At 58.0% G+C, this 12,760-nt stretch carries 6 protein-coding genes; 5 read left to right on the forward strand and 1 reads right to left on the reverse strand.

Annotated elements, in window-relative coordinates; all coding sequences use genetic code 11:
* The first annotated feature begins 4 nt into the window (after positions 1–4).
* The 3 genes from KK078_RS05365 to KK078_RS05375 all read left to right on the forward strand — a co-directional run bounded on the left by KK078_RS05365 (position 5) and on the right by KK078_RS05375 (position 7,186).
* A complete protein-coding gene (locus tag KK078_RS05365; RefSeq protein WP_254089221.1) occupies positions 5–2,251 on the forward strand; it encodes a S9 family peptidase in 2,247 nt (748 codons plus the stop codon).
* A gap of 104 nt (positions 2,252–2,355) precedes the next feature.
* Positions 2,356–4,767 carry a glycoside hydrolase family 127 protein gene (locus KK078_RS05370; protein WP_254089222.1) on the forward strand — a complete coding sequence of 804 codons (2,412 nt, stop codon included), beginning with the start codon at positions 2,356–2,358 and terminating at the stop codon, positions 4,765–4,767.
* A 34-nt stretch (positions 4,768–4,801) separates the two neighbouring features.
* The gene (locus KK078_RS05375) at positions 4,802–7,186 is read left to right on the forward strand and encodes a glycoside hydrolase family 127 protein (protein WP_254089223.1); all 2,385 of its coding nucleotides are present in this window, start codon (positions 4,802–4,804) and stop codon (positions 7,184–7,186) included.
* Between the two features lie 12 nt (positions 7,187–7,198).
* Here the strand turns inward: KK078_RS05375 and KK078_RS05380 are convergent, their stop codons facing one another.
* Positions 7,199–8,086 (reverse strand): AraC family transcriptional regulator, encoded by an 888-nt coding sequence (locus tag KK078_RS05380; protein WP_254089224.1) that lies wholly within the window; start codon positions 8,084–8,086, stop codon positions 7,199–7,201.
* 233 nt (positions 8,087–8,319) lie between these two features.
* Between KK078_RS05380 and KK078_RS05385 the strand changes: the two genes are divergently transcribed.
* The gene (locus tag KK078_RS05385; protein ID WP_254089225.1) at positions 8,320–10,866 is read left to right on the forward strand and encodes an alpha-L-arabinofuranosidase C-terminal domain-containing protein; all 2,547 of its coding nucleotides are present in this window, start codon (positions 8,320–8,322) and stop codon (positions 10,864–10,866) included.
* A gap of 158 nt (positions 10,867–11,024) precedes the next feature.
* Positions 11,025–12,695: a M1 family metallopeptidase gene (locus KK078_RS05390; RefSeq protein WP_254089226.1), complete on the forward strand. Its 1,671-nt coding sequence runs from the start codon at positions 11,025–11,027 to the stop codon at positions 12,693–12,695.
* The last annotated feature ends 65 nt before the right edge of the window (positions 12,696–12,760 follow it).

Here is a 12,760-nt window from a genome sequence, read left to right on the forward strand (position 1 = left end):
TTCTATGAAATCCTGGCTGCTGATTCCCGCATGTATCGTTTTATCTCTGGCAGCACGCGGCCAGGGCACCGTTGAAGACTACCGCCGTGCCGTGGCCAGCCACAAGGCCTATCGTGACAAGGTATGGCATGCGCCCGATAAGTTTACGTGGCTCGAGCGCGACGCGGCGTTCTGGTATATCGATCAATCGGCGCAGGGGCGTACGTATATCCTGGCCGATGTGGCGAAGAGAACACAAAAGCCGATGTTCGACCACGCGGCCATGGCGCGGGCACTCTCGGCCCAATTGCACAAAACCATCCTCGCTACCAACCTGCCGCTGAAGGCGGTGGTCCTGGCAGCCGATAAAAGATCCATCACGTTTGAAGCAGACAGCGCCCGTATGGAGTGCCAGTTGCCGGCGTGCCGATGCGCGGTCAAGGGGGTGATCACCCCGCCGGGAAAAGGTGGGTACTGGAATGATCCCTTCGATGAGCGCAACGGGAAACCGGTGCGGTCGCCCGACAGCGCATGGGTAGCATTTATCCGCGACGACAATGTTTTTATCCGGTCGCGCAAGACGCAGGAGATCTTCCGGCTGAGCTACGACGGCAGCGGCGGTAACTTTTATGCATCGCATATGACCTGGTCGCCCGACAGCAAGAAGCTGGTGGCGTATACGGTGCGGCCGGGGCAGGAGCGAACCATGTACCTGCTGGAATCGACCCCTTCCGACCAGCTGCAGCCGCGGTTGCAGCAGCGCCACTATCTCAAGCCGGGTGATGCCCTGCCGCACAAGCGACCGCAGCTGTTCCTGATCGACAGTAAAAAGCATGTGCCGGTGTCGGACAGCTTGTTCCGCGATCAATATGCGCTGGAGGAGATCCGCTGGACGCGGGACAGCCGCTATTTTACCTTTGAATACAACGCGCGTGGCCACCAGGTATACCGGGTGCTGCAGGTGGACGGGCAAACCGGCCGGGTGCACACCGTGGTGGACGAGCGCAGCGATACGTTTATAGACTACAGCGGCAAGCGGTTCCGCCACGACCTGGCCGACGGCACGCAGCTGTTCTGGGCGTCGGAGCGCAGCGGCTGGAACCACCTGTATCGCTACGATGTGGCTACGGGCAAGGTGATCAATGCCGTGACCTCCGGTCACTGGGTACTGCGCGAGGTCGTGCATGTAGACGAAGCGCGGCAGCGGATCATCTTCCGCGCGCTGGGCATGGACCCGGGGCAGGATCCGTACCTGGCGCAGTATGCGGTTGTGAACTTCGACGGCACGGGGCTGCGCCGGTTGACTTTGTCGGATGCCAACCATGTGGCGTCCTTTTCCAAAGACTATACATATTTTGTCGACCATGCTTCGCGGGCCGACCTGCCGCCGGTAAGCCGGGTGTACGACATCGAAACGGGCCGGGAAGTGATGCCCGTACAGCAGGCCGACATCACAGCGTTGCAGCAGGCGGGCTGGCGTGCGCCGGAAGTATTTTCCGCCAAGGGGCGCGACGGGCAGACAGACATCTGGGGTGTGATCATACGGCCTTCGAAGATGGATGAGGGCCGGCAGTACCCGGTGATCGAAATGATCTATGCGGGCCCGCAGGACTTTTATGTGAACAAGTCGTTCAACAAAGACTATATGCGGTTGCACGTGCTGGCGGAGCTGGGCTTTGTGGTGGTGCAGCTGGACGGTATGGGGACCTCGTGGCGGTCGAAGGCCTTTCACGACGTATGCTGGAAGAACCTGAAGGATGCGGGCTTTGAGGACCGGATCGCCTGGATCCAGGCGGCGGCAAAAAAATATACGTACATCGACGCCCGGCGCGTCGGCGTGTTCGGAGGCTCCGCCGGTGGACAGAATGCCGCGGGGGCGGTGATCTTCCACCCGGAGTTTTACCGGGCGGCGGTGGCGTCGTGCGGGTGTCATGACAACCGCCTCGACAAGATGTGGTGGAATGAGCAGTGGATGGGGTATCCGATCGGTCCGCAGTATGCGGCCTCGTCCAATGTGGTGCATGCCGGCAAGCTCGGCGGCAAGCTGCTGCTGATCGTGGGCGAGCTGGACGACAACGTAGACCCGGCATCGACCTACCAGCTGGCGGATGCGCTGATCAAAGCGAATAAGGATTTCGAGCTGGTGACGGTGCCCGGCATGGGGCATTCGGGCGGCGGTGAGTTTGGCGAGCGCAAGCGGTGGGACTTCTTTGTGCGGCACCTGTTGCAGCGTGAGCCGCCAGCCTGGGAGGATTCTTACCCCGGAAAATAGCGCAGCCCCTGTTTGAGAGGTAAAATCCTACCGGCAGTTGATAATATCGACCAAAACCGGTGTCGGGATTCGGGGTAAGTTTGGAATACCATCCAATAGAACCTATGCGTTATTATACCATGAAAGGCAGCAGTATACTGGCCATGCTACTCTGGCTCGGCACGCGGACCGCCACCGCGCAAACCGCCCCGCTGCAAGCGGGCGATTATCCCATTCAACCGGTGCTGTTCAATGCAGTAAAACTGCAGGACCACTTCTGGGCGCCGCGCATCAAGACCAACCATGAGGTGACCATTCCCTTTACGCTCGGAAAATGTGAGTCGACGGGACGGATCAAGAACTTTGAGATCGCTGCGGGGCTCAAGACCGGTGTATTCGGTACGGAGTTTCCCTTCGACGATACGGATGTTTACAAGATCATCGAAGGTGCCAGCTATTCGCTGCAAATCTTTAAAGATCCCGCGCTGGAAGCCAAAGTCGATACGCTCGTGGCGCTTATCGGCAAAGCCCAGGAGCCTGACGGCTATATTTATACCAACCGTACCATCATGGGCGCGAAGGGCCACGAGTGGGCCGGTACCAAACGGTGGGAAAAAGAGTCGGACCTCAGCCACGAGCTGTATAACATCGGTCACCTCATCGAAGCGGGCGTGGCGCACTATCACGCCACCGGTAAACGTGCGTTGCTCGACATCTCCATCAAGGCGGCAGACCGCGTATGTGCCGACTTCGGCCCCGACAAGCTGCATACCTATTCGGGACACCAGATCATCGAGCTGGCCATGGCCAAGCTGTACAAGGTCACGGGCAACAAGAAGTACCTGGACATGGGCAAGTTCCTGCTGGATGTGCGGGAAGGAGGTAATGATTACAACCAGGCACACAAGCGCGTGGTGGACCAGCACGAGGCCGTGGGCCACGCGGTACGCGCGGCCTATATGTACGCCGGCATGGCCGACATCGCGGCGCTGACGTCGGATGCGCGGTATATCAAAGCGATCGACGATATCTGGGAGGATGCCGTCTACAAGAAGATGTATGTTACCGGCGGCATCGGCTCGACGGGGAATGGCGAGGCCTTTGGCGCGGCGTACGAGCTGCCCAACATGTCGGCTTACAACGAGACGTGTGCGTCCATTGCCAATGTATACTGGAACTACCGCTTGTTCCTGCTGCACGGCGAGGCCAAATACTACGATGTCCTGGAACGCACGCTGTACAATGCTTTTTTGTCGGGCGTGTCGTTGACCGGCGACCGGTTCTTTTATCCGAATCCGTTGGAGTCGCATGGGCAGCACCAGCGCAGTCCGTGGTTTAGCTGTGCCTGTTGTCCCAGCAACGTGACGCGCTTTGTGCCGTCGGTGGGCGGCTATTTCTATGCCCAGAAGGATCGGTCGCTGTATGTAAATCTGTATGGCGAAAGCTCCGCTGACTTTACCGTGGGCAAGACGTCCGTAACGCTGAGGCAGAAAACGAACTACCCGTGGGAGGGAGCGATACAGATCGACGTGGCACCGGCCCAGGCTGCGACATTCGATATCCGGGTGCGGATCCCCGGCTGGGCGCAAGACACGCCCATGGCGGGCGATCTGTATAGCTTTCGCGACAAGGCTACCGCAAAGCCCCAGGTGGCGGTAAACGGCAAAGCCGTGCCGTTGATGACCGATAAGGGATACGTCGTCTTACAACGCCAGTGGAAGAAAGGCGATGTCATTCAGGTGACCCTGCCGATGCCCGTGCGGCGGATCGTCGGCAATACACACATTGCTGCCGACCAGGACAAGTATGCCTATCAGCGCGGTCCATTAGTATATTGTGCCGAGTGGCCCGACAACGCCGACAAGAAAGTATTAAACCTTGTCGTGGCCGACGATGCTCCGGTAAAGGCCGTTTATACGCCCGATCTGTTTAACGGCGTATACCGGCTGCAGACCAAGGGTCAGGCCGCCGCGCGCGCCTCCGAGACGGAGATCAGGACGCAGCCCGTAGACGTCACGCTCATACCGTACTTTGCCTGGGCCCACCGCGGGGCGGGGGAGATGACGGTATGGATTCCGCGCAAGGCCGGCGCGGCGCAACCTACACCGGCGCCGACGATCGCGTCGAAGAGTAAACTTTCGGCCTCGCACAAAGCGCGTACGCTGATGGCGCTGAACGACCAGATGGTGCCGAGCAGCTCCAACGATCAGCGGATCATCTTCTACCACTGGTGGCCCCTGAAAGATACCGTGCAGTGGGTGCAATACGACTTTGAAAAACCGGCGCGCGTTGCGGGTTCGCAGGTGTACTGGTTTGACGATAGCCCGTTCGGAGACTGTCGCCTGCCGCTGGGGTGGCGACTGTTATACCGGCAGGGCGAGCAGTGGCTGCCGGTGAAAAACACGGCTCCTTACGGCGTGGACAAAGACCGCTATTCGGGCGTGTCGTTCGAGCCGGTCACGACCGATGCCTTGCGCATGGAGGTCACGTTGCCCAAGGAACATTCCGCCGGGATCCTGGAATGGTCCGTGCAGTAAGTTTTGTTTATACCATACCCATTACCCAAAACCTATGTCCTTTTGTTTGTTTACCATAGCCCGCCGCGGTGTGGCATTATCCCTGGGCGTATTGTCGGCCTGGTGCGCCGGTGCGCAGTCCTATATTCCTGAAGACGCTAACCCGCGGGTAAAGGTCGCCGACAAGATGCCGGTGGCCGTCTACCCCTTTCCGTTGCAAGCGGTCAGCCTGTTGCCGAGTGTGTTTACCGAGGCGCGGGATGCCGACCGGCGTTACCTGCTCAAGCTTTCACCGGACCGTTTGTTGTCACAGTTCCGGTCGCATTCGGGGCTGACGCCGAAAGCGGATAAATATGGCGGCTGGGAAAGCGATGGCCTGGCCGGCCATACCCTGGGGCATTATCTGTCGGCCTGTGCGTTGGACTATGCCGCCTCGGGCAATCCGGAAATGCTCAAGCGTGTCAACTACATCGTAGACGAGCTGCATGCATGCCAGGTGGCCCGTAAGACGGGCTATGTGGGCGCTATACCCCGCGAGGACTCCGTGTTCCTGGAGGTATCACAAGGTGATATCCGCTCGCGCGGCTTTGACCTGAACGGCAGCTGGTCGCCGTGGTATACCATTCACAAAGTGATGGCCGGGTTGCTCGACGCCTACCTGTATTGCCACAACGACCGGGCGCTGCTGGTGGAGAAGGGCATGGCCGACTGGACCGGCACGGTGCTAAAAGACCTGAACGACGCCCAGATCCAAAAGATGCTGCTGTGCGAGTACGGCGGCATGAACGAAGTGTTGGTGAACACCTATGCCTTTACGGGCGACAAGAAGTACCTCGACCTGTCGTATAAATTTCACGACCGGGTGATACTCGACTCGCTCGCGCACGAGGTGGATATTCTCCCGGGCCGGCACTCCAATACGCAGATCCCCAAAGTAATCGGCACGGTGCGCCGGTACCAGCTGACCGGTGACCGCAGCGACCTGATCACCGGCGACTTCTTTTGGAAGACCGTGGTGCAGCATCATTCCTATGCACCGGGCGGCAACAGCAACTACGAATACCTGGGTGAGCGCGACAAGCTGAACGACAAGCTGACGGACAACACCATGGAGACCTGCAATACCTACAATATGCTGAAGCTGACGCGGCATCTGTTTGCCCTGCAACCGGCTGCCGGTCTGATGGATTTCTACGAGAAGGCGTTGTATAACCACATTCTGGCGTCGCAGCATCACAAGACCGGTATGATGTGTTACTTCGTGCCGCTGCGCATGGGTACCATCAAAGAGTTCAGCGACGAGTTTAATACGTTTACATGCTGTGTGGGGTCGGGGATCGAGAACCATGTGAAGTACGGCGAGAGCATTTATTTCCGCGGCAAGGACGGCAGTGTCTATGTCAATCTGTTCATCCCCTCGGTGTTGGATTGGAAGGAGAAGGACTTTCGCGTAACGCTGAACAGCCGGATCCCGCAGGCAAAGACTATTCGCCTGACGGTGGGCACGCGCAAGGCACAGGAACGCACCCTGCGCATCCGGAAACCGCAATGGGCGCCTGCCGCGGTGGCGGTGCGGGTCAATGGCAAAGCAGTGCAGGCGCCGGTGGATGCCGCGGGGTATCTCACGCTGCGTCGTACCTGGAAGGACAAGGACGTTGTGGAGGTAGACCTGGAATCGTCGCTCTACACCGTGGCCATGCCCGACAACGCCGCGCGGCAGGCCTTCTTCTATGGGCCGGTGTTGCTGGCCGGCAACCTGGGCAAGCAGGAGCCCGATCCGTCCGCCGGGATACCGGTGCTGGTCGCGGCCGACGCGGCGGCGGACAAGATGCTGGAGAAGCTGCCGGGCGATTCGCTCACGTTCCGCACCCGGGGTATCGGTATACCCACCGATGTGACGCTCCAGCCGTTCTACAATCTCGACGACGAGTATTATTCGGTCTATTGGGATGTCTTCACCCCCACAGCGTGGAAGGACGAGCAGCAGCGTTACGAAGCGCGCAAGCGGGAAGTTTATGCGCTGGAGAAGAGCACCGTCGACATCCTGCGGGTGGGCGAGATGCAGCCGGAGCGCGACCACAACTTTACGGGTGAAAAACTGGAGACGGGCGAGTCGCATACACGCAAGTTCCGCGTGGCGAACGACGGTGGGCATTTCAGCTTTACGATGAAGGTGATCCCCGGGTTCTCGTACAACCTGGTGGGCACGTACTGGGGCATGGACAACCGCGGGCGTAACTTCGACATCCTGGTGGACGGCGAGAAGATCGCCGGCGTCGACCTGAACAAGTTCAAGGAAAGTAAGTTCTATGATATCGCGTATCGGATTCCATCACACCTCGTGGCGGGCAAGACGAGCGTGAAAATAACGTTTCAGGCGAAACCCAGGAACCAGGCCGGGCCTGTCTATGGGGTGCGGCTGGTCAAAGAATCACAATAGCGTGGTGGCGCGTTAGCGCAGGACCATATCCATTTTATTCTCCTGGAGCTTCCGGAATTCCGTCGGGGTGATCGAACACACCGAACGGAATTTCCGGTTGAAGTTCGAGAGATTGTTAAATCCCACCTCCATCGAGATCTGCGAAATGCTCAGGTTGTTTTGCTGGAGCAGCTTGCGCGCATGGCCGATGCGGATCTCCGTCAGGAAATCCACGTATGACTTGCGCGTACGTTTTTTGAAGTAGCGGCAGAACGAGTTTGTGGTCATGTGCGCCAGGTCGGCAACCTCGTCGAGCGAGATCTTGCGGTGGAACTCGTTCATCGTAAACCGGTAGATGTCGGCCAGCTTGCGGCCGTCCTGTTCATCGAAGTCGCTGTATACGCCGGACGATGCCAGGGGCTCCATATTTTTATTCGACGACAGGATGCTGAGGATCTTCAGCAGCACGATGATGCGGTCCATGCCGGTCTTCCGGAACATGTGTTTGATGAGCTGTGCCACGCGGCTCTTGACAGGCTCCTGGATGAACAGTCCGCGCGCGCTGCTTTTGGCGAGCTCGTTCAGGTGCGCCATCTCGGGCATGGAGAGAAATGTTTCGCCGAATGTTTTCCATTCGAAGAAGATCGACAGCGAATGCGCTTGCCCCTCCCGTTGGTTGTCATAATATTTCCGGTCGTTCCGGAATACATGCGGCAGGTTCGGACCGATCAAAAATATATCACCGGGTTTGAAGGCACCTATAAAATCGCCGACGATCACTTTGCCATCGCTTTCGAGGATCAACGTCAGCTGTATTTCCGGATGCTGGTGGAGGTTGTCGTAAAAGTGAACCTCATGGTCTTCCTGCAACCGAAAAGATTCCTGCGATGTCTTGGGAATTTTAAAGGGTAGAATTTTCATAAGGGTTGTGTGATTACAATAATAAATATAATAAATTTATTATTAATTGTCCAGTTTACAATTAACGAAATTGTAGCGACTCGATTTTGCTTATGCATAATACTATTTTATTGACGTTATCCGGTTGTTTTCCGCGCGTGCCGGCGTCGTATTTTTCAGGTAAGATCGTATCGACAGCCGGCAATATCTATGAAACGCCTTTAGGGACGCCGGGCGTAATTTCAGGGGTATCTATGAAGCGTTTTTGTTTAAGCATGTTGATGATCGCGTGTGTGCACGCAACGATGGCGCAGACCACGCAGATCTCGGTTTCGGGCGCCACGACGGGGGCGACGGTGTCGCCGGCATTGCACGGGATCTTTTTTGAAGAGATCAGTCATGGCGGCGAAGGCGGACTGTACGGTGAGCTGATCCAAAACCGTGGGTTTGAGGAAAGTAAAATACCCGAGGGCTGTACGCTCGACTCCGGGTTCATCCGGCCGCCCCGTACGCCGCACTATAGCGCGGGCCGTGTGGTAGACTGGGCGATGCCGTTTGAAGCGAAGAACGATTATCCCGCCTGGTCTCTTGCAACCGGTGGCGGTGCGGTGGCCCGCCTGGCGTTGGATCTTTCGCAACCGTTATACCCCGAGACGCCGCGATCGTTGAAAGTGGCTATAACGTCCGTACCGCATACCGGTAACGTTAGCGTGGTCAACGAAGGGTTCTGGGGAATCTCCGTGCAGCAGGATGCGGCCTATACCCTGACCTTCTATAGCCGTGCGGAAAAGTATCACGGCAGTATTACCGCCCGACTGGTAGGGGCCAACGGCAAAATGCTGGCAGAGCATGTTTTCGAACGCGCGCGGGGTGACGGGTGGAAGAAATATACCGCCACGTTGCGTGCCCGGGCGGGCGATGCACGGGCTACGTTTCAATTGTCGTTTTCCCGACCGGGCACGGTGTGGCTGGACTTTGTTTCGTTGTTCCCGGTGAAGACGTTCCGCGATCGTGCCAATGGCCTGCGGCCGGACCTGGCGCAATACCTGGCGGATCTGAAACCGGCGTTTGTACGCTGGCCCGGCGGATGTTTTGTCGAAGGCATCAGCCCCCAGAGCGCACCGAACTGGAAGAAGTCGCTGGGGCCGGTCGAACGGCGCCCGGGTACCTACAGTCCGTGGGGCTATTGGTCCAGTGACGGGCTGGGCTACCACGAGTTCCTGCAGTTCTGCGAAGACGTTGGCGCCGACGCCATGTATGTATTTAACTGCGGCGTGTCGTGCGAGATGCGCAGCGGGGTATACGTGGAGGATGAGCACCTCGACACGCTCGTGACCAGCACCCTCGACGCGATCGAATATGCCCTGGGGCCGCCGGACTCGCGTTGGGGCAGGGTACGCGCCCGGCAGGGCCATCCGGAGCCATTTCCGCTGCGGTATGTGGAGGTTGGCAACGAGCAGGCGGGCGAACGGTATGCCCGGCGCTTTAACATCTTTTACAAAGCCATCAAGGAAAAGTATCCGCAGCTGGAAGTGCTGGCGGCGATGGGCATTGCGCACCTCAGCCAGCCCACGATCCGCACCATCGAAAAGATGGACATCGCCGATGAGCATGCCTACAAAGCCGCGGGGTGGGCGATGGCCTATGCCGACTGGTACGACAAGTACCCGCGAAAGGACTGGAGACTCTATGTGGGGGAATATGCCTGCAACGCCGGTGTCGGCGCGGGTAACATGACGGCGGCATTGAACGACGCTACGTTTATCCTGGGGCTGGAACGAAACTCCGACCTGGTGACCATGAGCAGCTATGCGCCGTTGCTGGAGAATGTACACGACACCGACTGGCCGGTGAACCTCATCCGGTTCGACGCCGCGCGGAGCTTTGCGCGCATCTCGTATTATGCCATCCGGATGTTGAACGAACACAAGGCATCGGTAAACCTGGCCACACAGGTGACGGTGCCGGCGGATACGGTCACGCCGGCGTTTACCGGCAGGATCGGGCTCAGCACCTGGGATACGCAGACGGAGTATAAAGACGTGGAAGTGACACACAACGGCCGGGTAGTATATCAGTCCGGGGTGATCCGAAAAGAAGACTGGCGCCTGACGGGCGGGCAGTGGGAGGTACGCGACAGTGTCCTGGCCCAGACGAAGGAGGGGGCGTGGCCGCTGGCCTTGCTGGAGGGCAGATCATTTGATACCTATACCCTGACGCTGAAGGCCCGCAAGACGGGTGGGTATAATGCGTTTATGATACCCTTTGCCTTTCGCGACGACCAGCAATACATGCGCGTGCACCTGGGGGCCTGGCTCAACAAGGTGGCAGTCTTTGAAACGGTCACGAAGGGCGTCGATGCCATCGTATCGCAGCCGGTGCGGTTGGAAAAGCCCTTTGAACTGAACCGGTGGTACACGATCGAATTGCGCGTCGGGACCACGACCGTCGCGTGCTATGTCGACGGCAGTTTGTTGATGACCTATCATAAGCCGGCAGACCTCTTTGCCATCGCCGGCCGCGACGATAAGACGGGCGAGGTGGTGGTCAAGGTCGTGAATGCCGTCGGACACGCCCGGCCGGCATCGATCGCCGTCAGCGATCTCACGCTGGAACCCACCGGCACGGCCGTGGTATTGGCCGCCGATACGCCCGACGATGAGAACTCGTTCGAGCAACCGACGCGGTTCGTACCGCAGACGACACCTGTGCCGGGTATCGGCCGGCGCTTTGACTATGTATTTAAACCCTGGTCCGTCACGGTGCTGCGGGCCCGGATCAAACGACCTTCACCGCGGTAACGCAGAACGCTATCGAATAACGCCGATTGGAGTTATTTGGTTTGGGTGAGCCCCGTCTGTCCGGACGGGGCTTTTTGATGGAAGGCAGTTAAGATCCTACCAGGAATGATTAATTTACGATCAACGGACCGGATGTACCGGTCCTTAACTTTAGTCCTATGCTCTCTTCGTCCTATACCCTCCGGATCGCCTGTGCGGTCCTCCTGCTGTTCACTCTCCTGCCGGCGTGTCTGCAGGCGCAAGGCCCGGTGTTCACCCACGATGACACGCTGCGTGGCACGGTCACCCGCGCGCGGGCGTGGTGGGATCTGTTGTATTACCATCTCGACATCAAGGTCGACCCGGCGAAGAAGGAGCTGTCGGGTAAAGTAACGGTACAATACAAGGTACTGGAGCCTTACACCGTGTTGCAGATCGACCTGCAGCAACCGCTGGTCATCACACAGGTGCTGATGGGCAAGAAGAAGCTTTCGTTTACCCGCGACGGGAAAAATGCCTATATGATCAGGCTGCCGCAAGCACCGGCCAAAGATGCCATCCAGTCGCTGGATGTGTATTACCAGGGCAGTCCGGTGGTGGCGAAGAATCCGCCGTGGCAGGGCGGCATTCAGTGGGCCAGGGCGACGGACGGCTCGCCGTTTATCGCGACCTCGTGTCAGGGCCTTGGCGCCAGCGTATGGTGGCCGTGCAAAGATCACATGTACGACGAGCCCGACAGCATGCTCATGAGCATTACCGTGCCGGAAGACCTGACGGATGTTTCCAACGGCCGGTTGCGCAGCGTAGTCGCAAACAAAAAGGCGAAGACCAAAACCTATAATTGGTTTGTCGGCAATCCCATCAACAACTACGGTGTCAACCTCAACATTGCCCGGTACGCGCACTTTGCCGATACACTGCACGGCGAAGCCGGCACGCTCGACCTGGACTTTTATGTACTACCCGAAAACCTGGAGAAGGCCAAGATACAGTTTAAGCAAGCCAAGCTCATGCTGAAGGCGTTCGAATACTGGTTTGGCCCATACCCGTTCTACCGGGACGGATACAAATTGGTGGAGGCACCGTACCTGGGCATGGAGCACCAAAGCTCGGTGACCTACGGCAACGGTTATGGTAATGGTTACCGCGGTCGTGACCTGTCGGGTACAGGCTATGGCTTGAAATGGGACTTTATCATCATTCACGAATCCGGCCACGAGTGGTATGCCAACAACATCACCTACCAGGATATTGCCGACATGTGGATCCACGAGTCGTTTACGAATTACTCCGAAGGGTTGTATACCGAGTATTATTTTGGCAAAGAGGCGGCCACGGATTATGTGGTCGGTACCCGCCGCAGCATTCAGAACAATACACCGATCATCGGCGTCTACAACGTCAACAAGAGCGGCTCCGGCGATATGTACCCCAAGGGTGGCAACATGCTGCATACCATTCGCCACAGCATCGGCGACGACGTGTTGTTCCGCGACATCCTGCGTGGCATGAATAAAACATTCTATCACCAGACGGTGCGTACCGAGCAAATCGAGGGCTATATCTCTCAGCGTGCCGGCCGTGACTATTCCAAGGTGTTTGATCAATACCTGCGTTCGGTAAAGATCCCGCAGTTCGAATACTACTACGCCGGCAGCAAGCTGTTCTACCGCTGGTCCAACGTCGTGCCGGGTTTTGATCTGCCGGTGCGGCTGTCGGATGGCGTTGGGGCGATCGTGTTGTATCCTACGGCGCAGTGGCAGTCACAAGAACCAATCATCGACAAGCCTGTCGACGCCAAATACCTGGAGCGCATGTATTATATCACGGTGCGCGAGACCGTTCAATAAACGGCTAATATCCTATTATCATCAGCTAAGATCAGCGAAGCAGACCCGTGCTTCGCTGTGTAATT

It is taken from the genome of Dawidia soli (genome assembly GCF_018598185.1).
Taxonomy (GTDB): domain Bacteria; phylum Bacteroidota; class Bacteroidia; order Cytophagales; family Cyclobacteriaceae; genus Ohtaekwangia; species Ohtaekwangia soli.

Coding starts and splice junctions, on each gene's coding strand:
- KK078_RS05365 (WP_254089221.1), top strand. CDS start 5: ATGAAATCCTGGCTGCTGATTCCCGCATGTATCGTTTTATCTCTGGCA.
- KK078_RS05370 (WP_254089222.1), top strand. CDS start 2,356: ATGCGTTATTATACCATGAAAGGCAGCAGTATACTGGCCATGCTACTC.
- KK078_RS05375 (WP_254089223.1), top strand. CDS start 4,802: ATGTCCTTTTGTTTGTTTACCATAGCCCGCCGCGGTGTGGCATTATCC.
- KK078_RS05380 (WP_254089224.1), bottom strand. CDS start 8,086: ATGAAAATTCTACCCTTTAAAATTCCCAAGACATCGCAGGAATCTTTT.
- KK078_RS05385 (WP_254089225.1), top strand. CDS start 8,320: ATGAAGCGTTTTTGTTTAAGCATGTTGATGATCGCGTGTGTGCACGCA.
- KK078_RS05390 (WP_254089226.1), top strand. CDS start 11,025: ATGCTCTCTTCGTCCTATACCCTCCGGATCGCCTGTGCGGTCCTCCTG.